Source organism: Paenibacillus sp. CF095 (assembly GCF_900101225.1).
Classification (GTDB): domain Bacteria; phylum Bacillota; class Bacilli; order Paenibacillales; family Paenibacillaceae; genus Paenibacillus.
In genome coordinates, this window is sequence record NZ_FMZN01000001.1 from 3,769,021 (window position 1) to 3,790,219 (window position 21,199).

The window sequence follows — 21,199 nt, forward strand, 5'->3', positions numbered from 1 at the left end:
ACTATGTCTTATCCAACCGAACGATAAGTGTAGACTGATTCCGCAAGTGTAAATGTGTCTCCATCCGCCAATGGATATTCCTTATACGGAGCAAGAATATTGCCCTGAAGAATGGTGCCATTGACGGAACCCAGATCCTTAATCACATAGCCCGATTTGTTCCGGCTCAATTCCACATGAGCACGGGACACGCCGGTCGCTGTGTCCACCCACTGAACCATGTCTGCTGATCTTCCGATGACAAAAGATGCTCCTTGCACATCCATCCGTTCATGTTGGTCACCGGTGCCAGATCTTCGTTCAAGATAATAAGACGCCATCACCGGCCCTGCCCCTGTAACATTACCTCCACTCAGATTCTGCAAATTCACGGTTGCTTCCGCAACTGCATCCTGTCGAATTAGCTCTGAAGTTGAAGCTACCGTTTCCACATGGCGCTGAACGAACGGTGGATCAGAGTGTTCAGGTGTCATATGCAGACTTTGATAACGGGAATGCTCGCTACCACCTTCTGAGGTGGATGCAACCGTTTGGTTTATGCGTTCCGCTGACCTTTCAGCTGTATTCCAGCGCCAACTCTCCTGAAATTGTTCCTCTTCATCTTCCATTTGCTTGCCTTTGTTCTTACCTAAATTGAATGAAAAATTCCGCTTATTCTCTGAGTCATTATGATGACTTCCCTTGCGCTTCCACGTCCATCCTGCTACACCAAGCAAGCCAAGGCTTAGTACCATGCACAGGATCATCTGCGTCTGTCCCGGTTGCTCCATGTATATAAATCTCCATACCAATGCCATGGCAACCATGCAGCCCAGTATGATATAGGTCACTTTGGAAGATCCGGACTTCTCCTCCGCGTCCATATCAACACGCTCTAGCGAATCATACGGGTTACTTCGTCCCTTATCCATGCTGTTTGAGCTCTCAAATGAAGATAGCTCAGGCGAGCGCCTGCCTGGAAAGGTTCGAGATCTCACCGGAATGTCTTCCACCTCGGATTCACTCGTTTTTTGCGGCTGACGGAAATTTAGTTGCGGCTCCACAGCAGCATTTTGAACAGGAGCACTGGGTTGATATGGTCGAGCATTACCAGCGGCTTGCCTGCTCTCCCGCTCAGATATCGACGAATGAAAATTACCTTTTGAATTATCGAAGGTTTCCGAAGTTCTGGACGAGAGAAATGCTGCGCTTCCTCCATTCTCTTGCTCGTCAGCATATAATTCCAGCAGAAGCTCTCGCAACTGTCTGATATCCCAGCGTTCATTGTCACATAACTGCAGAACACGCTGAATGCCTTCCCCTTGGAGTTCCTGCACCTGGGCCATCAGCCTGATCACAAGCTCACGGAATTGCTGCGGCGTTGGATCAACTTCAACCGTATCCATGATTGGCACATAGACCATTCCAAGCTCACCCTGTTCAAATGAACCGTTGATGAACAAGTACTCTTCTTGGATCAATAATTTACGAGGCTCCAACATATACTGTCGGCATTCCATGAAGGCATCGGCTAGTTGAAACAACAGACCATACAGAACACGCAACTTGATTTTGCTTGACTTTAACATCTGGGATAACATCTTGTACCCTGAAATGTCGTACTGCAAAGTTACATTTCGATCGACTTCCCGAATATGAACAGGGAGAAGTCGAGGAATCTGATTGGAGGACAACATCCCCATTTGTACCCGGCTCAATTCCTCCATTCGTAACCCGTCTTCTTTTTCCAAAACCATGAACGCTCCGCCGTTACGAATAAAATCTCTCGTTAATCCATACATGCCAATCCTCTCTTTCCATTGCTATATAGGATCAACTAAAGAAAGTTACACTGGGTACTTCGATGACGGAACAACCTTCCGATCGCTGTTATCCCCAGATTTCTCGATTCCCTTTGTAAAGGGGAAAATCCGGGGATAAAGGCGAAGCATATGCTTCCGATGCAGCTTTCTTTCAGAAAGCTTTTAGCTCCGCTTCTTCAGGTTTTTTTCCGTCCTCTCCGTTCTCGTGTAAAAAGTTTAGTTGATATAAGTTGAGTTACAATACACCACACTCTTCCACTCCAATCGCAGTGCTATCTTCGATCACTGTTATCCTAACGTTTTCCAGACTCCTGATATCAAGGGAAAAGTCCCGAGACAAGGACCGTGATAAATCCAGGTAACACCGCCAGCATAAATGGAAACTTCAATGTCTTCTCTTTATTTACCAGCTTGAGCGAACCGAGCATGAAAAAACCTGCAAGACTACTTGCCATGCCTCGAATCCGTTTCGCTGAATCTTTACGGAATAGAAGTATTACTAGACCAATTGCGCCCGCGTACAAAACGGAGTAAATAATGACATGAATGCCAAAAGCAAGCCCCGTCCATGCGCCAATCCCACCAAACAATTTCACATCTCCTGCCCCTACGGCTCCAATCGCATACATCAGAAACAAAATACCAAAACCTGCTGCAAATCCAGCGGCTGAAAACAAGAAACCATCCCAACCGCCCCATATGATATGGGCCAATACGCCTGCAACAGTCACAGGTAAAGTCAATCGATTTGGAATTTTCATGGAACGAATATCTGTAATAAAAGCTGCAATGACGTATATGCCACAGGCAATGTAAAACCACTCCACCTCCATCATCCCCTTCCTTATTTTCTGGAGGCTACCGTAAACGTAGTCTCCGTCTTGGCACCGTCCCCTGTCTCGACAACAAAACTCCATGTTCCTTCTGTTGTCCGAGTACCAACAAACCAGTTCCATTCAATAATTCCATTCTCATCTGCGGTGGCCCAGCCAATGTGCTTCGCAGAACTTTCACCTGACTTGTAAAATATCGTTAAGTTGGCTGTCGCTCCTGGTTCTACCTTCACCTTAATCGTTGCATTATTGCCTATGTAAGCCGGGTCAGGCTTCGACAGTACCGTTGCTGAACCCGCAGTATCCCCGTCTCCTGCGCTGCCATCTGACCCTTCTCCGGTATCTCCAATCCATATCCGTTCTGCCGCAGCAGCCTGAATCCGAAGCGGTTTACTGAGAAAGGGGACTTTTATCGGCAATTCATAACTCAGTTCAAGTCGGAAATAAGGATTTGTTTTGTTTTTAAGATCAGGTATGGAAACACCGTTCACATGCACACGTTCCATATCCAGTAGAGTTGGCTCGATAAATGGTTGCAGCAGCGGTTTGACCATCGGATCAAGCACCGTTTCCAAGACGGATGTCTTGATCTCCTGTAGTGGTTGTTCACCACTGGCCGCCGCTGAACGTACCCAATCACTTAATGGCTCGGGTAGAGAAGAAGCATAACCTTCTGCCCATTCCGTCAGAGACAACTCCGGTATCTTCCAACCCCCTCCAGAGCCCTCACCACCTGCAGAATCAGAAGGTGTGAAGGCAAGGGAAACCGGATATATTTTCGTTGATAACTGCTTCACCGCTTCCCCTGCTGTGCTCTGTAACGCTGTGGAGATTAGAGTCATTTGCACAATGAAGATGAGAAACATGATAAAGAACAGAAAAACAGGTAACACCAGTGAAGCTTCCAGAACCATGCTTCCCTGTTCCTTTTTCGGAGAACATATCTGCTTATTCAGAGACTTCAATCGTTGCAATCTGATTATTCTTGTTAAACGAATCTGCAATTGTGCGCTTTCTTTTTCGTAATGTTGCTGCTTATCCATAATCCCTCCACCGAAACGATCCTGATCATTCAATAGGAATAATCCGCCTTCCGCTCAATGAAAAATCGCCCATCTTCAACCTGATCCGCACTACCCATAACTGTACCTATGCTTCTAACCACCCCTGGTAAAAACCACAGCTTGATGCTGCTGCGCATGTTACCCGAAGCATACGTCTGTTTCTCATCTGGATTCACACCAGTATTCAATCGAATTAGCGCCAGCATTCTGGACATTTTGCGTTCATTGTTACTATGCATCAATAGGAACAATCGGAGATGGTCCCTGTACGTCAGTTTGACTTTGATATACTTGGACAATTCCACACTGCCCTCTTTTGCTAGTTTCACCATATCCGCGATGGCGTTTGTAATCCCGTATAAGATTGCCGCCGATAAAACCAGAAGTGGGTTCCCAAGCTTGCTATGCTCAATTAACCCTTCGGCCGTCCGAATAGCCAGCCGCAAACCAAATATCTCCGCATATGCCGCAGCGATGTTACCCGAAGGATTATGAAACCCGTAAACGATATACTCCAGTTCCTGATTCTCCAGTTTGAAGACATCACCAGCATCTCCACCACCTTCAGTCCAGGTAAATAACTGACCAAAATCCATGGAGTTGAAATAGGCTAAAGCATATTCATTCTGAAATAATTCGTCACCAAGACTGTCCAGCAGACCGGACATCCCGCCAAACAAACTGTCCATTCTCTTCATGGCATCGCCACCAGAGTCATAAGGATCTCCAGCAATCTCTGCCTTTTTGGCTTCCTCACGACTAGCCTCGTTAAAAGCAATATTAGCGTTGTAATATTCCTCCAACTGTTTGAAAGCGTCCATGGAACCCGAACTTCCATTCTGAATCTGCGACAAGATTCGTTTGACTTCCTTCAATTTCCCTTTGGATTCTTTATCATTCGCTTTGCGTTGGGCATCCGACCCACGACCACTTTCCAGCTGCTGCTTACTTTGGAGGATGAGATTGGCAGGACCGCTACGTACATAGGTGTCCATATATCGTTCCGTAACCTGACTTGCCTGTCTGACCGCTGGTTTAATCGGAACACCGCTCATGGCCGTGACGCTGCGAAGCTGTGTATTCAACTCCATGTTGTCTCTTCTGACGTTAGAGAAGTCCGTATTCTGGGAAACAACCCGTGCCTTCAACTGATCAAATAGGCTATCTGCCCTCACAAGCTCCGAAGCAAGAGAACGTGTACTTTTGGCTTCAGTGCCTGATCCAGTAGATGCAGGACTCGTCCCAGGAAGATTCGAGTTGCCCACATTGTCGTAGCTGGCATTCTGCGAACGGTTCTCCCCCTCCGCGATTACACGTTTCATTTCCTCATTGATCTTGCGTGCTTCTTCGATCTTGGACTGTGCTTCCTCCAGCTTTGTTTGATGGGCCTGTAACGCCGGTTGTATGATCATGCTGATGCCTGTCACCACATTACCAACACCCGTCCGATAACGAGCCAGTTCCAATATGTATTGTTGCTCTCTGAATGGCAATCCCTCATCCGCCTGTTTCTTGTTAAGATAATCTGCATAACGTGCTGCTGCCTCGGCAGCTGTCTCTGGTGTTTCTTCCAACATTTCTTCATAGATGGCCTGTGAGGGCGGGTCCATGATTAACTTCGGAAGATTCTTCAGCTTCTCCGCGGATTCCGTCTGATTGGCAATGGCTTCATCCAGCAATTCTTCACGTTTGTCATATAACTTCTGTAATTTTTTCAGCAAGTCTACCGTGTGTGCAGCTTCCTTCATCTCGTCTGACATCGGTTTGAACCGATTGATCACTTCAAGGGTAAAATCAACCGGAGCCCGATACTTCATATCCTCCTGAATCTGACGATTAAATATATCGTATCTGCCCAGTTCACGCTCCATGCTCAGTTTAGTGGTATCCCACTGGATATCCAGAATGGGGAATCCATCTTTTACAGAGGAAGGCTTCACGCTATCATTCAGCACTTTAGCCATAATTGCATCCCCACTACTGTCGCCATACCCGAATAAACCATACTCCCGCAGTGAGGTGTCATAGGCTGACATGACGGATCTCATCGCAGCATGAGTCATGCGTTCGGTCTGCACCTTGAATGCCGCTATACGAGCGTAATCAATAAATATTGCGACAAACATATAAACTCCAGCCAATATTAATATCAAAAAAAGGCTTACTGCCCCCGACTCACCGTCTTTTTTTCTAAACAGCTCCGCCCTCCTCCTTTTCTCACTTTTTGCTTTTGCCAAAATGCTGCACAACCTGTCCGGCTTCTGCCGCTGTACTGGTCGCCGCGCCGCCCTTGCCTTTAAACTTGGCTGCATAATAACGGACCAGATCTACCGTTCGAATGAATTCAACCGGTTCAACAACTGCGGATGATCCTTGAGTGAGGACACGGTTACCTGAATCGAATAAAAAAGAAGGAAGAGGCAAAGAAATTACCTGATCCAGCTTGGTCGTTATTTTCCGCTGAATTAGAGAGTTCTGATACTCAATCGTTCCTTTCATGGCTGAAGGCATATGCTGCACCGCTTGTGCTAATTTCTGTTCCGAGAGACTTCCGCCTTCACCAGCAGGTACAGAAACGCTAACCTGATTGTCCGCTCCCGCCCAGCCAAACAACGCTCCAAGCATACGGTCATCCGTCAGTCTCCAGTACAGATTGTCATGTTCTCCAGCGACAAATTCACCTGTCATCGCCTGCTTGTGGCTGTTGTCCCAGCTATAAGCTGCACGTTCGGAAGCTGCATAGGCATGTTGATTCAGGAATGTTTTTTGATACATATACATGGTAAAAAAGAGCAATAACACAAGAATAAACAGCACGACAGGGAAGATCAGGGAGGCTTCAACGGTGAAGCTCCCTTCTTCCTTTTTGAACCTGTTATTCGAAGAATTCATTACTTTTATTACTCACATTAGTTAACAGTCTTTCTACCAATTTTTTAATTTGGTCTTTAAAAATCAAAGCAATAATGATAATAACCCCGATAATCAGAATCAGCTCCAACGTGCCGAGTCCGTCCTCTTCCTCCCAAAACGCGTTTACCTTGTTTTTCAATACTTCCATCATCCCAATTCCTCCTACATATTCATCATCATAAAAGCAGGTGCCCCGATCATGACCACAATCGTAAAAAAGATCAGTACCATCGGAAACACCAGTTTGGAAGAAGCCTGTTCTCCCTTCGCCCGACTGACAGCCTTGCGTTTCTCCCACAACACATGTGACAGATCCCGCAGCGCCAATACAAAGTCACCTCCCCCACGCCGGAAATTCAGCAGCACTGTTGTCGTAAAAATCGTCACTTCCTGTACACCGCAGCGACGACTGAACTGTTCAAATGATTGTTGAAACGAGTAACCATTATTCCAATCTCCCACCGTCTTTCTGAGTTCGTTGTACAACGGATGATTCCGTTCCCCCTGGCTTGTCACACAGTGAACGATGGCACGTTGCACGGTCTCCCCTGCGCCAACCAGCAGTACAATTCGGTTCAGCAGCTCAGGCAGTTCCATAAGAATATCCTGGTCTCTTCGCTGCACCTTTGTATTGAGGTCTTTGTAGAGCGCAAAAGGCAACGCTGCACCGAGCACGAGCCCACCCGCCATACCTCCGATGCCCATATCTCCAACGAGTGATAACAGGCAGCCCACCAGCAGCATGAGCCATGTGTAGGTCAACATTTCGGCGCAATACAGCATCGTTTTCTCTCCACTGTGCTGTATGCCATACATTTTCTGAATGGCATGTTGCATTCGAAACATGAGCACTGGCAATCTGCGTCCAATCTCAAACTTGTCCAATATAAACAGGAAGGGACCATGCAATTTTTTCAGTCGTAATCCTTCCATATCCAGCTTGCGCAGATGCCGGTAGGTCTGCCCCCGGGTTCGATCCAGCACCAGCCATCCCGCTCCGAGCATCCCTGCGACTATAACGGGAAGCAGCATCGTTTCAGCTCCTTATACTTTGATATCCATAATGCGATTAATCCACAGATAACAGCAGGCGAGTACTGCCAATGCACCACTTGAGATGATGTACCCCATCCCGCTATATAATGGCTCCATAAAGTCCTTAGCAGTCAGATTGAGGAATATCAGAAAAATAAATGGAGCGGCAAACATCACCTTTGATCCGAACTTTTTCTGCGATACCGCGACCATAATATCCTGCTGAATGTCCAGCTTCTCACCAATCACCGCAGAGGTACGACGCACAACTTCAACCAGATCCCCGCCAGTTCGTTTGCACGTAATGAACACATCTGCAAAATTCGTAATATCTTCAACCTGTGCCCGATCCGAGAAATCCTGTAGTGCCTCTTCGATTGGTTGTCCATACTCCATCCGTGTCCGCAATATCGTGAACTCACGAATCAGATCGGTATCCGCTTCCGGGTTCAACATCCGCAGATCCTCCACGGATTCCTTGAATCCATTTTCCACCGATTTTCCTGCGGCCAGTGCCGAAGATAATGCATATAATGCTTGCTTAAAATGTAAACTGAGTGTCATTCTTTTTCGTTCCAACAGCACTTTAGTCCAATGTTTTGGTACCCATATGCAACCCGCAGCCAGGATCGCTCCAGCCAACCAGTGATGGTAGAACAGAATTCCAATGCCAAAAAACAGCAGACCACTAATCAGCATACAGACCATTCGTTGTCTCCGGGAAAGCGTATATACGGTGTAATCCGTCAACATCTGTCTGGCTTCACCCAACAGTAATCACCTTCCAATGACTTTAATTCACGTTGTTATCTGATGAATTTGTTTCAATACTATATTGTTCTATGTATCCATCCAGCCATTCCCCAAGCCCCGCCATCTGAATTTTATCCACCTGATTCAACTTTCCAACCTGTACTAACCCGCCAATAATTTTGCCTTCACGCTCTTCTTGTTCCTGGAAACGAAACAGTGGATTCAGCATAACCTCACCGTCCTGCATGCCAATCACTTCACTAATCTCTGTCACCCGCCGTGAACGATCTCGCAGCCGGGATAGATGTACAAAAATATCGATTGCTGAACTAATCTGCTGCCTTACAACCGCAATAGGAAGATCTGCACCGCTAAGTACCATCGTTTCGAGTCTGCTAATCATGTCAGAGATGGTATTCGCATGCCCTGTAGACAAAGATCCATCATGGCCAGTGTTCATGGCCTGTAACATATCCAGCGCTTCTGCGCCCCTGACTTCCCCAATCACAATCCGGTTGGGACGCATCCGTAAGGAAGATTTGATCAGATCCCGAATAGATATCTGTCCCTTGCCTTCGGTGTTTGCATTCCGCGTCTCCAGTGATACCAGATTTGGTACCGTAACAATCTGTAGTTCAGCCGAATCCTCAATCGTTATAATTCGCTCATCGGCAGGGATAAACTGCGATAAGGCGTTCAGAAAGGTCGTTTTTCCCGATCCGGTCCCACCTCCAATGAAGATGTTGTATTTGCTCCGCACCAACTGCTGCAATAATTCTGCCGCTTCTTCATGTAGGGCTCCCTTTTCAATCAGATCGGACATCTTCATCGGTTCACTGGGGAATTTACGAATCGTCATCGTGGGTCCTTTCAAGGCAATAGGAGGCAACACGATATTGACCCGCGAACCATCCTTTAAACGGGCATCTACGATTGGAGAAGACTCATTCACAATCCGGTTTACCCCGGACACAATCATCTGGATGATATCCTCGAGCCGTTCCCTGGACTCGAATTCAAGGGTGATCTGGCTGACTTCACCTTCTTGCTCCACAAAAATCTCCTTGTGACTATTGATCATGATTTCCGTAATATCGGGATGATCCACAAGTGGCTGCAAAATATCCAATCCACGAAAGGAATCAAACAATCGCTGTACCAGCGTGTGACGCTCTCCTGAGGTCAGATCATCCAGCTTCGGGTCAGACAGAACTTTGCGTTCTATCCCCTGCCACAGTTCATCATCTCCTGCTGAAGAGGTTAAATCGAGTCCGGCCCTGACCTCCCTGCGCATCATCTGAAACTGTTCTTCACGATCCAGTATTCTATTGGATGGATCCGTCATAGTGCCCACCGATCCTGCTTCTGAATTCGTCCCGTCTGCTTCAATTCTTCTTCGCCATCTTGTACCAGCATGGCACATAATCTCTTCACTTCACGTTGGAAGATCGGAGAACTAAGCATGACTTCCTCCTGACTGAGTTGCTTCCAAGAAGGGATATAGGGCAACACTGCATCCAGATGCAGATCAGGGCGTGGGAGTGCATTGACGACATTGTCCCGATATTTGTTAACCACAAAGCGTGAACGCTCGAGCATACTTTCGTACAAGTCTGGCTTCGTACGCTCAGCATGCTGTAACCATTGTCCCCAACGATGCATGGCAGATATATCATCCTCAACCAGCCAGACAAAAGCATCTGCTGCATCCAGTACCCCTTCACTGCGCCCATCCCAACCGGAATCCCCATCCAGAATCAACACGTCATATTGTCCACAATCCGTTAAATAACGAAGCAGATTCGACGTATCCTCACGAGTCATTTGCAACAGTTCTTTCCGATTCGATAATGGCCAGAACACATCGGATCTCAGCGCTTCATGCCGGACCACATATCCATCTACGCCCTTCGATTGCGCCTGTAACTGCTTGCCGGATTCCTTTCTGCCCACCTTCAGATCGTATAACAGGCGTGACAATCCCGTCTCCGCATCCGGGTGACGCTGCCCACTTCTAATTAGTCCCTTTTCCAGAAACGGGAGCGTGCTGTCCAGCGTCTCCAGATTCAGATAGAGAACAGCATATCCCGCAAGTCCCAATTGCTTCGCCATATGCAGGGCTACTGCCGTTTTGCCACTTCCACCCGAAGCGGATACTACACCGATGGAGAGAGTCTCTTGCCCCGAATGGTGAACCTTCTTACGGCGTGGCTGTCGGCAAGCATGCATCACAGCATCCAGCAAAGCAGGCAAGGGTTGATATTTCATCAGCCGCTTGGCCTCATCCACCTCTTCCATCCCTTCACTAAGCATTAGCCAAGGTACACCTGATCCTTCTCCCCCGTTATTCAGCCAGTCATTCAGAAATTCCGGTTCCGCAATAACCAGATCTGGTAATTCCCGACCTTCTTTCTCATTCATATGATCCCTGAACGAATCCCCTTGGGAGAATGCCGTGAAACGCACATGGAGACCCGACGAATTTCCCTGTACATAATCAAGCCAGGCGCTAATGTAATCTCTATCTTTTGAAACCAGAACTACCTTCAGTACAATCAAATTTTCCTTCCCTCCCTGTCAAAAAGCACAAAAAAAGCACCGTCCAATAACCGCATGAATATGCAGTATATGGACGGTGCTTCCGTCACGTGCTATGAATGTATGGATAATATAGCATACAATTTCTGGGGGAGCAAGGGATTTATTCTAACCCATTTCTCCTTAAGAGTTGTACGGTGAATCGAACTCAATAATGTTACGGTCCGGATCAAGTACAAAAATCTGTGCGAATCCAGCCACACTATCAGGTCTCGCTTCGTACTCAATTCCCTGCTGTTCCAACCAGGCTATAGTCCCTGAATAACTGGTCACCCAGATCGCAAAGTGGCCGTCTGTTGTATCAATTCCAGCCTCGCGTAACGTGTGACCGTCAGGGTGCTGTAACAAATGAAGTTGCTGGCTACCGATGGCATACCATGTACCTGTGGAGCGGAAAGGCGGGCGTTCAATCTCCTGCATTCCCAGTAACCCCGAATAGAATTTCTTCGCGATTTCCAGATCACGTACAGCCAGACTAACATGGTGGATGTGTGCATATTCGATCATCTTTTATATCCCCTCTCTACTTCAATATGACTATACTATAACACCTTCAACCCTGACCATAATCTCCGCTAAACAGAAAAACACCCCTGATTCTAATCTGGTAAACCTCTCGGCTCACACAAATCTAGTTCAGAGGTGCCTGTTTTATTTTGCGCTATCCAATGCTTCTTGTGGAATCTTGATCTCTTCCACTTGATCCTGGTTGGAGAACGTACTGGTCATCTTCATGTCCATCGTCATTTTCTGTCCATTCTGTTCCATCTCCATGACCATGGTTACGTCCGTACTTGCAGGCAAATAGGTTTCTTTGTTGATCATATATTTCATCTTCATGCTGGTGATATTCATCTGATCAAGCATGGCTTGCATCTGGGCATCCGATCCGTTCTGCTCCATTACGGCTTTGGCCAGTTCCTTTACATTATCACCGGATACGTCAGCGTTAATCACATAATTGTCGCCTTCTTCGGTCACTTTAGTATCTTCTTCAATCTTTTTGAATTGCTCCAATTCACCTTCGGGATTCATGCTTGCTTTCATCTGCTCTATCAGTTCCTTGGTTTGAGCTTCAGGAATCGCAACCCATTGATCCCCAACTTGAGAGTAGATTTTATCCGAAGTGATATACTGCTTCACGTTCTGAGCTTCCTGTCCCGACATTTCCATTTTCATCTCTTGATAGATCATCATTGGATCTTTGATAATATCCATCTTGAGCGATGTTTTAACCTGTTGATCCTGCGACTGTTCACCAGCATCCAGTTTCAGATTCTGATCAATGTTTGCTTCAGTTGTGAAGCTTTTCATTTCTTTGGTTGCTGCATTGGTTTTGGTAATCAATTCGTCCAAGGTAGGGATCTTTGTTTCCTGCTCCGCAGGTGTATTACCCTCGTTAGATGTTTCGTTGTTAGTCGCTGGCGGCGTTGCGGTATTATCTGTATCGTTACCGCATGCTGCCAAGCTCACTGCTAATAATGCCCCGATAAATAATGTAGTCCACTTCTTCAAGTTGTTGTCCTCCCAAAATAGATATGATCTGTAGTCATTACCCAATTATTTCCGTTATTAATCACACTCACAAAAATCGATCTTTGATCTCTGGGGTAGGCAACATGCACGCTTCATCCTTGCCAAACCAGCGATAACGGTTGCGAGCAACCAAGTTATAGACTGCATTACGAATAAATTTCGGTACAATAATGAACACATATAACAACGGATAAGGAAACTTCAGACCTTTCGCCAATCGCAGCGCGGCGGTTGAACGTGTATAGTATTTTCCATTTTCGATCAGAACAAAGGTGTCCATACTGTCTGTCGACAGATTGCCCTTCTCCAGCAGTTCCTTGGCTACATCTGATTGGAGCGAAGCAAAATGATATTTCCCTTCCGGGTCACGCTTGATAATCCATTTGGTTAAGCCCTGGCAGAAGTGACAGACACCATCCACCAGTACGATCGGATGTCCCTGATGCACATCTGTTTGATTTGCTGTCATATTGGCTGCCTCCTATTGTTGCGGTTAGAGTAACTTACCCAATCTGGGCCTTCTTGTTGACTAATTCTAAATTTATTTCTAGAGGTAGTTCAAAAAGACTGAAAACCGCTCTTTTTGAACACGCATTTATTGGAAATATAAAGAAAAAGAGCGCAGGCATTGTGCCCGCGCTCGTATCTGTCCGACAATTACTCCGTAACTGCCTTTTCCATCCATTGGTCATCGATCATCTGTTGATGCAGGTCACTTGCCCACTGGTCCATACATTTGCAAATAAAATCTTTGCGACATACTGGACAAGGCGTTTTCTGCAAACGACTGATATTGGTCATCTTCCATTCCGGGGAACGGGAGTAGAATACACGGCATTTTGTACCGTCTACCAAATTCATTTTAAATTCGTACAATCCGTCTTCCTTGTTACCATAAGCTAATTCTAAATCTGCAATACGCGGTCTATAAGACATGGATATCACCTGTTTAATTCAAATTTGGTTCATGCAATGACACTACTCAGTACTAAGTTATATTAAAGAAAATTCAGTTCAATGTCAACTCGCGCATGTCTACCCGCCAAACAGAATATCCAGAATAGTCCCTACCTGCCCCTGTTTTTTCCCTTTCAAGACATCCGGATCAAATACTTCAACATACCCGCAGGAAGCACAAGCCACGAACAGGTAGTGATTATGCTGTATATCAAACATCTTGCTCAGGCCTGCTCCTGACATGGAGACTTCCTTAATGTTACAATCCGTGCCCCTGCATTTCGTACACACAAATCGCCGCTCGATCATCTCTTCAATACTCATCTTCGTTCCCCCTTTATGGAATGTGTAGCATGAAGTGGGAGTGCAATTATGTAAAATAGTACGCGATCTGGCATCTAATCTCCTGCATCATGTCCATATATTATAATCAACACAAAACCCTGCCGATTGCCAGCAGGGCTTTGTAGTCGAACATCAGGTATCTGGGACGATACCCTGCTCTATATGTTCCCTTTACTTGCCGGGAGTCAAATCTTAGACTACGTTTAAAACAACATCAATGTTGCCACGTGTTGCTTTCGAATATGGACAGAAATCATGCGCCTTGCGGGCCAATTCCTCTGCTTGACTATGATCTACACCAGGCATGCTAACGTCCAGACGAACAGACAGCTGGAAACCATCATCCGAAGGGTCTTTACCAATGGATACGTTACTTGTAACGACCACATCCTCCAATTTCACACCTGCTTTGCGTGCTACATTGGCAAGGGCACTTTCATAACATGCTCCATATCCAGCGGCAAAAAGCTGCTCAGGGTTAGTACCTTCACCACCGGAGCCACCAAGCTCTTTTGGCATTTTCAGATCATGCTTGAGTACGCCATCCGAAGAAGACACGGAACCTGTACGTCCACCTTTAACTGTCGCTACTGCTGTATATAAAGCTTCCATTAAGAATCTCTCCCTTATCCATATAGTTTTTACTGCCTTCCTTTCAATTTAAACTTCTGGCTCATTTTGAAACGCAATTTTGTATCTTTATCAGCTTTTACAACTTTATTATTTTCATGCATTTCAATGCGATGGCTGTATTTTCCCTATGTTTGGGTAATATACGAAGGGGCATCTGAAAGCTGCAACCGAAATTTTGTGCTGATACATAAAAGTTGCACTAGACAAAAACAATTGAAGGAGTACAATGTAACAATAAACATAAAAATTTAGATATATCATGAGCGGGTTATCCCGCATCAATATCTCAAAATCAATAATTCAAAGTCAGGTGATTATCGTATGAGTAAAAAAAATCCGTTCAACGCTCCTTCAAGAGAATCATTGTCTACTGCGGGCATGGCCCCTTCACTTGGAGAAGCACATAGTTCAATGAAAGTTCCGCAGAATGCTGCATGGTGGAAGAAATTCCTCGCCTTTGTAGGCCCAGGATACCTTGTTGCCGTAGGTTACATGGACCCCGGGAACTGGGCAACAGATATCGCAGGCGGCTCGCAGTTCGGGTATACCTTGTTATCCGTTATCCTGTTATCGAACCTGATGGCCGTTGTCCTTCAGTCGCTGGCTGGCAAGCTCGGCATCGTCACTGGACGGGATCTGGCTCAAGCCTGTCGTGAACGATTCAGCATGCCTGTTGTCATGATGTTATGGATTCTGTGTGAGCTTGCCATTGCAGCTACCGATCTGGCTGAGGTCATAGGTTCTGCCATCGCATTAAAGCTGTTATTTAACATCCCCATGTTATACGGCGTTATCATCACCGCAGTTGATGTACTCCTGATTCTTGTGCTGCAAAACAAAGGCTTCCGCGCTTTGGAAACTCTCGTCATTGTGCTCATGGCAACCATTGCCCTCTGCTTCGGTATTGACCTGTTTCTGGCGAAACCGGATATGGGCGGTGTGCTCCACGGTTTTGTGCCAAATGTCGAGATTCTGCAAAACCCGGCCATGCTCTATATTGCCATTGGTATTATCGGAGCAACCGTGATGCCGCATAATCTGTATCTGCATTCTTCCATTGTGCAGACCCGTCAGATCGAACAGACACCACAGGGCAAAAAAGAAGCCATTCGGTACTCGACCATGGATTCTACAATCGCGCTGACACTGGCCCTGTTCATCAATGCAGCCATCCTGATTGTATCTGCTGCTGTATTCCACAGTGCTGGTATGACACAGGTTGCCGAGATCGCAGATGCGTACCATCTGCTGACACCTCTATTGGGTACTACGGTTGCAAGTATTCTGTTCGGTGTGGCGCTGTTAGCATCAGGTCAGAACTCCACCCTTACAGGTACACTCGCTGGGCAGATCGTTATGGAAGGTTTCCTGAACATTCGAATTCCGGCTTGGCTGCGCAGACTGGTCACACGTCTGATCGCCATCATCCCGGCGGTAATTGTCACAGCCATTGCAGGAGAACATGGCACAGAAGAACTGCTCATTTTGAGCCAGGTCGTGCTGTCTCTTCAATTACCCTTTGCTGTAATTCCCCTGGTGATGTTCACGAGTGATAAAAAAAGCATGGGTGCATTCGCCAACAAATTGTGGCTCAAAATCATCTCATGGGTCATTGCCGCGATTATCGTTGTGCTGAATGTATATCTGATCATTCAGACGATTCGGTTATTCTAATCTCGTTCTTATCGACTAAATACTAAAAAGGCTGATCAACTGCGGTATTCTATACCCAAGTTGATCAGCCTTTATTGTTGCAATACAGCAACATGTTTCCTTTTATAATAAAACGCTAAACTCTAATAAACAATTATCTAATCCTGATTGGGCACCAGTAATGGCAGGAGTTCATCCAATGAATTAACAGTCCAATCCGCACGTTCGTCATCCGATCGGTCTGGCTGGAATCTTCCGTAACCCTGCATAATCCGAATTGTACGCATGCCCAGCTTCCGAGCAGGTATAATGTCGTTATCGATCCGATCGCCGATCATGACGGCTTCCTCCGGTTCACAACCGGCCTGCTTCAAGGCCACAGCGTATAACTCAGGGTCTGGCTTGGACACTCCTTCTTCAGCCGAACACGCCAGAACATCAACATACTTCCGCAAGCCGTAGCTCTCCAGTCTTTCTTCCGTTCCAGGACTCTGATTGGCAATAATGCCAATACGATAATACCGTGACAACTGCTGAAGAACGGAATCCGCTGAAGGAAAAGGACGTTCAAGATCTTTTTGAAACTTCAGCTTGTCCTGAATCTGTTTCTGGTGTCCCTCGTCTTCAACGAATGTGCGAATCGCCACTCTCATAGGCCATTGCTCATATTTTCGGTAACAGTTCGCGAACAGTTCGCGTACCGCCTCAATCTTTACCGGATATCCCAAAGCACAGGCTTCACGGACGAACTGTCCGATAATATCATCAACCGGCTCCCATTCATCCACCAGCGTATCTCCAACATCAAAAAACAACCATTTCAATCCACCTACATCCGGCACGCCAATTCCTCCTTGTAAGCCACAGGTGATTCCTGATCCAAATCTAAAAGTTCGTGTTCAAAAAGTCTTGAACTACCTTTAAAACCATAAAAAAGAAGACTCACCATCATGCATGAGTCTCCTCAAATTTCCGTTTATCGATACATTCAATTATAACAGGCACCTTACACCTGAGCAATCACAAGCTATGGCATTACCCATTGAGGAGAAAGCCAACTTCCCCATTGAGCGAATATACAATCCGGTCTGCGCCCATGCCCCGATAGATGCCCTTAGGATGACTCTGCTCTGTAATGACGCACAGGGATTTCGATGTCCATGAACGGCAGATCTGTAAATAACGACAGGTCAGATTCAGGCTGTTCTCGAAAATAAACACGTTGCCTACGCTGCCCTGCGGCAAAAACCATTTTTGAGCTGCAGCCGTATTCATGCGAATGACATGTTCTACTCCGATTCTACGGAGTCTGCGCTCTTCCCCTGCACTGTTGGTTAGAACGGCAAACGGCATTTTTTTGTACATCAGCAATTTGATAAATTTGCGTCCTGCTTCATTTGGAGCAGTCACTAAGATCATCTCAGTATCCATCATTCGTTCCTCCCTTGGCGTGAAAAGACAACAAAAAAGAAGCGTGGGGGACCAAGGCCTCCCGAACGCTTCTTAAAGAACCCATGGCGAAAACGCCATGAACCAGCGTACGGCTTGTTGCCTCTCCCTTTAACGCTTACGAGGTTAGCTGACGGATTCGGGCGCGAGAGTCGCCCTATTTCCGGCTGTCACCGGAAAATTCACCCCATGAATGCCTACTGTCCTGGACAGCGCATTCTGTTGGTTCCCCCGTTTCCCACTCATCAATGAATGGAAACTCAGCGATTAAAACATCGTTCGTATATCTTAAAATAAGATCGAGCGATATTATCGTTTGTTTCGTTTTTCAGGTACAATTTAGTTTAAATTGAAATTACGTTATGAATCATACACCCGCGCCATGTCGGTGTAAAGTCCGCACAGATCACCGAATCGACAGATTTTCGGCAATACTCACATATAATAGCGCTTACAACAAGGTCATACTCTATCCATCTCTTTAAATCTATCTAATTCTCACTCTGACGAAAATCACTACGCATTTCATTCACGCATTCTGCACAACTTGCCTCTTTTGATTCATTTAACACCATATTAGTTTTGCATTATTTAATTGTAACCAATATAATAAGAGGTATCAGATGATATCATGGAGGCGATTTAGATGACAGTCTACGATTACAAAGTGAATACCCTTCGCGGTCAAGAAGTTGAAATGTCCGACTACCGTGACAAAGTGTTACTGATTGTGAATACGGCAAGCTCATGCGGCCTTACACCTCAATTCAAAGGTCTGCAAGAATTGCAAGACAAGTTCAAGGATGCGCCATTTGAAGTCCTTGGTTTTCCAAGCAACCAGTTTGCCCAGGAAAAAGGATCTTCCGACGATATCGCCGAGTTCTGTCAGATGAATTATGGCGTGAGCTTCCCTATGTTTGAGAAAATTGATGTGAACGGCTCAAGCGCTCACCCTCTCTTCCAGCACCTTAGCACAGAAGCTCCTGGCCTGCTCGGCTCCAAAGCAATCAAATGGAATTTCACCAAATTTCTTGTGGATCAGAACGGACAGGTAATTAAACGTTATGCTCCCAAAACAACACCGGACAAGATTGAAGAAGATATCAAGAACTTGCTGCAAAAATAATACATTGGCCACCCGTAGCCGGAAGGTAGAGCAGCATTGCCCCGGTAATGGATGGCCTTTTTTATCAACTTTGATGTCAAACTGTTCAAAAAGACAAAAAAAGAAGCCTTCCATTAATGGAAAGCTTCTTTTTAATCGTTCATATGATGCGGTCGAGAGGACTCGAACCTCCACGGGCATACGCCCACTACCCCCTCAAGATAGCGTGTCTGCCATTCCACCACGACCGCATGTCGTAAATAATCGGCAACAGAATTGATTATACCGGGTTCAGAACCAAAAGTAAAGTATTTTTTAATACTTCTTTTTCAGCTAGGCATTTTCATCAAAAATCGCATAATCTCGTCATCTTTACCCATGAACTGCATACATTAGATTTGATCCCCTCCTTTCCGGATTGAGCTGATCTTATTGATTCATTTATATCTAGTCCTCCCTGCACTTCGCAGATATTTAACCTTATATGTTATATAAAATAACACATATATTGAATTTCAGATTTAAATACATTAAATTCAACTGATACTATTGACAAAAAGCGGACATTTATGGGATGATAACTATCATATAATTCGGATTTTTAAACACAAAGTAAACAAAAAGGAATATAAATGTTACTTTAAGTGACATTTAACGAACACAGGAGGCGAATGATTGTGAACCGTGGGAATAAGCTGCTCGATTATGTCAAACTGCTTGATTCCTCTATTCAGGTTGGAGGGTTCACCCATTCCTTCGGCATGGATATCCATATCAGGGAGGGTACCATTCGTAATGCTGAAGATCTCGAATCATTCATGCGTTGTCAGTTGCATCCGAGCATCGTTCGTCTAGAAGGTATGGCCATCAAAGGCATCTATACCGCAGCAGATCACAAGGATACATGGCGGATAGCTCTAATCGACAAGCTCGTCCATGTTCAGCGAACCCCTGGAGATCTCAGAGAACAAGCTGCCGCCATGGGTAAACGATTGATCAGACTTGCACGCGCTCTGCACCCCTGGATTGAATTCAGCCAGCTCGAACAGATCTTTGCCAAATACGATTCGGTTGGCTGCCTCTCCACTGTTCACGCCTGGATTAACCACCACCTCGACATCCCGGTCGAGGAGGCGGTCCTTGGTTACCTGCATTCAGCCATGAATGCCTGCATAACCGAAGCCTCCAAAGTCATTCCCCTGAACAACGATACAACCAAGGATCTGATGGTCCGCCTGGCCACAGATCTGGAGAATGAATGGAAGACCGTCAGCGCCTCGGCTGCGGATGGACTGGCACAGCCAACCTCGATGTCCATGAAATCATTTTTCCCCAGTTTCCATATGCTTGGAGCTGGACTTCATGCCTACAGGGCCTAATCCTCTTCCTCCTCATACCTGCTCCCCTTTATTCAGACAAACTAAAAAACACGCGGCAACCTCCTTGCCGACGTGTTTTTTGTCATTTTATTTGTTTTATTTACGTATTTACGCCATTTATCATCACAAAATACACTTTTTTCCGTCTTTTTTAATTGTTAGATGACGAATTTACGTATATAATGAAACATACAGCTCGCATTTCTATATATTTTACATGAAGAAAGGGCGGCTGAATACTACATTCTAACCAGGGGTGAACCCTTTTGAACAAGAAAAAACCAGTTACACCGTTCGGATGGGCCATCAAACGACGGCTAACCGAACTTCAAGTGGACCAGAAGACCTTTTGTGAACAGCATGGCATCCCACCCTATCGTTTATCCAATCTTATTCACGGCACACGCAAAGCAACCCGATTCAGGCACCTGGTCGCTGATATTTTGGATATTCCAGATGAACTGAGATAAGATTTCTGCCAAAGGAGGGTCCCATCCATGAGACATGTTACATCCGATCTGGAGAGGCTGTCGTTCCAGTCCATACGTCACCAGCTCATCATCGTTGATCACAATTGGATTATCCAAAGTTGTAACCGTGCCTGGCAACAGGGACTCGGTCAATGCTCACCATCCCCGGATACACACAGTAATCATAGACATTACCTGCATCTGACGGAAACCTGGGCAAAACGAGGCAAGAACGCTAACATGGCACTTGTCGCACAGAATTTGAAAGAACGCGGAATACCCTTTAATCGAAATCATACATATGACATCTGCGTGTATACTGTATACAACGAAAAGAGGTGGTTTCGTGTAGAACTCACCCCTCTATCTTATGCAAATTCAATTCAGGATACCGATCTCGCTTTGATTGCACACATGGATATTACCGAACAGAGAAAGACAGAACACCAATTGAAGAAGGCATTGTCTGAAGTGCGCACATTGCGCGGACTGCTGCCTATTTGCGCCGTCTGCAAACAAATCAAGGACGAAGAGGAACACTGGAACTCCGTTGAGAGTTATCTAGAGAAGCATACCCACGCCGAATTTACCCATGACATCTGTCCGGAATGCATCCGGCGGTTATATCCCAAATACTCGAATATCCTGGACAAGCGTTCCTGAAACCTTCCTCC

At 45.9% G+C, this 21,199-nt stretch carries 23 protein-coding genes, 1 tRNA gene and 1 riboswitch; of the genes, 5 read left to right on the plus strand and 19 right to left on the minus strand.

Features of this window, described 5'->3' with window-relative positions; genetic code table 11:
- Positions 1-8: 8 nt before the first annotated feature.
- The 16 genes from BLS69_RS16695 to BLS69_RS16770 all read right to left on the minus strand — a co-directional run bounded on the left by BLS69_RS16695 (position 9) and on the right by BLS69_RS16770 (position 14,448).
- Positions 9-1,781, minus strand: a complete 1,773-nt coding sequence (locus BLS69_RS16695) for a DUF6382 domain-containing protein (protein ID WP_091033589.1) — start codon at positions 1,779-1,781, stop codon at positions 9-11.
- 338 nt (positions 1,782-2,119) lie between these two features.
- Positions 2,120-2,635: an A24 family peptidase gene (locus BLS69_RS16700; protein WP_091033592.1), complete on the minus strand. Its 516-nt coding sequence runs from the start codon at positions 2,633-2,635 to the stop codon at positions 2,120-2,122.
- Between the two features lie 11 nt (positions 2,636-2,646).
- On the minus strand, positions 2,647-3,678 hold the full coding sequence (locus BLS69_RS16705) for a hypothetical protein (protein ID WP_091035091.1): 1,032 nt from the start codon (positions 3,676-3,678) through the stop codon (positions 2,647-2,649).
- A 29-nt stretch (positions 3,679-3,707) separates the two neighbouring features.
- Positions 3,708-5,825, minus strand: a complete 2,118-nt coding sequence (locus BLS69_RS16710) for a hypothetical protein (RefSeq protein WP_256332318.1) — start codon at positions 5,823-5,825, stop codon at positions 3,708-3,710.
- Between the two features lie 91 nt (positions 5,826-5,916).
- Complete coding sequence (locus BLS69_RS16715; protein WP_091033596.1) at positions 5,917-6,591, minus strand: TadE/TadG family type IV pilus assembly protein; 675 nt, start codon at positions 6,589-6,591, stop codon at positions 5,917-5,919.
- The gene (locus tag BLS69_RS16720; protein ID WP_091033599.1) at positions 6,575-6,763 is read right to left on the minus strand and encodes a Flp1 family type IVb pilin; all 189 of its coding nucleotides are present in this window, start codon (positions 6,761-6,763) and stop codon (positions 6,575-6,577) included. The genes BLS69_RS16715 and BLS69_RS16720 overlap by 17 nt, the downstream gene beginning before the upstream one ends.
- 11 nt (positions 6,764-6,774) lie before the next feature.
- Entirely contained in the window at positions 6,775-7,644 is an 870-nt protein-coding gene (locus BLS69_RS16725) for a type II secretion system F family protein (protein WP_091033600.1), read from the minus strand.
- 12 nt (positions 7,645-7,656) lie between these two features.
- A complete protein-coding gene (locus BLS69_RS16730; RefSeq protein WP_091035094.1) occupies positions 7,657-8,400 on the minus strand; it encodes a type II secretion system F family protein in 744 nt (247 codons plus the stop codon).
- A 40-nt stretch (positions 8,401-8,440) separates the two neighbouring features.
- The gene (locus BLS69_RS16735; protein ID WP_091033602.1) at positions 8,441-9,745 is read right to left on the minus strand and encodes a TadA family conjugal transfer-associated ATPase; all 1,305 of its coding nucleotides are present in this window, start codon (positions 9,743-9,745) and stop codon (positions 8,441-8,443) included.
- Positions 9,742-10,959 (minus strand): nucleotide-binding protein, encoded by a 1,218-nt coding sequence (locus BLS69_RS16740; protein ID WP_091033604.1) that lies wholly within the window; start codon positions 10,957-10,959, stop codon positions 9,742-9,744. The genes BLS69_RS16735 and BLS69_RS16740 overlap by 4 nt, the downstream gene beginning before the upstream one ends.
- A gap of 162 nt (positions 10,960-11,121) precedes the next feature.
- The gene (locus BLS69_RS16745; RefSeq protein WP_091033607.1) at positions 11,122-11,505 is read right to left on the minus strand and encodes a VOC family protein; all 384 of its coding nucleotides are present in this window, start codon (positions 11,503-11,505) and stop codon (positions 11,122-11,124) included.
- A 144-nt stretch (positions 11,506-11,649) separates the two neighbouring features.
- A complete protein-coding gene (locus BLS69_RS16750; protein WP_091033609.1) occupies positions 11,650-12,513 on the minus strand; it encodes a DUF6612 family protein in 864 nt (287 codons plus the stop codon).
- A gap of 67 nt (positions 12,514-12,580) precedes the next feature.
- Positions 12,581-13,003, minus strand: coding sequence for a thiol-disulfide oxidoreductase DCC family protein (locus BLS69_RS16755; protein ID WP_091033612.1), 423 nt, complete (start codon positions 13,001-13,003; stop codon positions 12,581-12,583).
- Between the two features lie 188 nt (positions 13,004-13,191).
- Complete coding sequence (locus BLS69_RS16760) at positions 13,192-13,470, minus strand: hypothetical protein (RefSeq protein ID WP_017690003.1); 279 nt, start codon at positions 13,468-13,470, stop codon at positions 13,192-13,194.
- 99 nt (positions 13,471-13,569) lie between these two features.
- A complete protein-coding gene (locus BLS69_RS16765) occupies positions 13,570-13,815 on the minus strand; it encodes a zinc ribbon domain-containing protein (RefSeq protein ID WP_036610816.1) in 246 nt (81 codons plus the stop codon).
- Positions 13,816-14,028: 213 nt separating this feature from the next.
- Positions 14,029-14,448: an organic hydroperoxide resistance protein gene (locus BLS69_RS16770; protein WP_091033615.1), complete on the minus strand. Its 420-nt coding sequence runs from the start codon at positions 14,446-14,448 to the stop codon at positions 14,029-14,031.
- 399 nt (positions 14,449-14,847) lie between these two features.
- On the opposite strand from BLS69_RS16770, the gene BLS69_RS16775 reads away from it, so the two are divergent.
- Complete coding sequence (locus tag BLS69_RS16775; protein WP_036669231.1) at positions 14,848-16,143, plus strand: Nramp family divalent metal transporter; 1,296 nt, start codon at positions 14,848-14,850, stop codon at positions 16,141-16,143.
- 137 nt (positions 16,144-16,280) lie between these two features.
- Here BLS69_RS16775 and BLS69_RS16780 read toward each other — a convergent pair whose 3' ends face one another.
- Positions 16,281-16,964 (minus strand): HAD family hydrolase, encoded by a 684-nt coding sequence (locus BLS69_RS16780; RefSeq protein WP_165980370.1) that lies wholly within the window; start codon positions 16,962-16,964, stop codon positions 16,281-16,283.
- Positions 16,965-17,157: 193 nt separating this feature from the next.
- A complete protein-coding gene (locus BLS69_RS16785; RefSeq protein WP_235193755.1) occupies positions 17,158-17,556 on the minus strand; it encodes an HAD family hydrolase in 399 nt (132 codons plus the stop codon).
- 115 nt (positions 17,557-17,671) lie between these two features.
- Positions 17,672-17,847, minus strand: a riboswitch (cyclic di-AMP (ydaO/yuaA leader).
- A gap of 370 nt (positions 17,848-18,217) precedes the next feature.
- Between BLS69_RS16785 and BLS69_RS16790 the strand changes: the two genes are divergently transcribed.
- The gene (locus BLS69_RS16790; protein ID WP_091033621.1) at positions 18,218-18,697 is read left to right on the plus strand and encodes a glutathione peroxidase; all 480 of its coding nucleotides are present in this window, start codon (positions 18,218-18,220) and stop codon (positions 18,695-18,697) included.
- A 147-nt stretch (positions 18,698-18,844) separates the two neighbouring features.
- Here the strand turns inward: BLS69_RS16790 and BLS69_RS16795 are convergent.
- Positions 18,845-18,927 (minus strand) — tRNA-Leu (locus BLS69_RS16795).
- A gap of 426 nt (positions 18,928-19,353) precedes the next feature.
- On the opposite strand from BLS69_RS16795, the gene BLS69_RS16800 reads away from it, so the two are divergent.
- The 3 genes from BLS69_RS16800 to BLS69_RS16810 all read left to right on the plus strand — a co-directional run bounded on the left by BLS69_RS16800 (position 19,354) and on the right by BLS69_RS16810 (position 21,188).
- A complete protein-coding gene (locus BLS69_RS16800) occupies positions 19,354-20,055 on the plus strand; it encodes an urease accessory protein UreF (RefSeq protein ID WP_162158974.1) in 702 nt (233 codons plus the stop codon).
- A 266-nt stretch (positions 20,056-20,321) separates the two neighbouring features.
- Positions 20,322-20,525 carry a hypothetical protein gene (locus BLS69_RS16805; protein WP_017690011.1) on the plus strand — a complete coding sequence of 68 codons (204 nt, stop codon included), beginning with the start codon at positions 20,322-20,324 and terminating at the stop codon, positions 20,523-20,525.
- Between the two features lie 27 nt (positions 20,526-20,552).
- Entirely contained in the window at positions 20,553-21,188 is a 636-nt protein-coding gene (locus BLS69_RS16810; RefSeq protein ID WP_091033625.1) for a hypothetical protein, read from the plus strand.
- Positions 21,189-21,199: the final 11 nt, after the last annotated feature.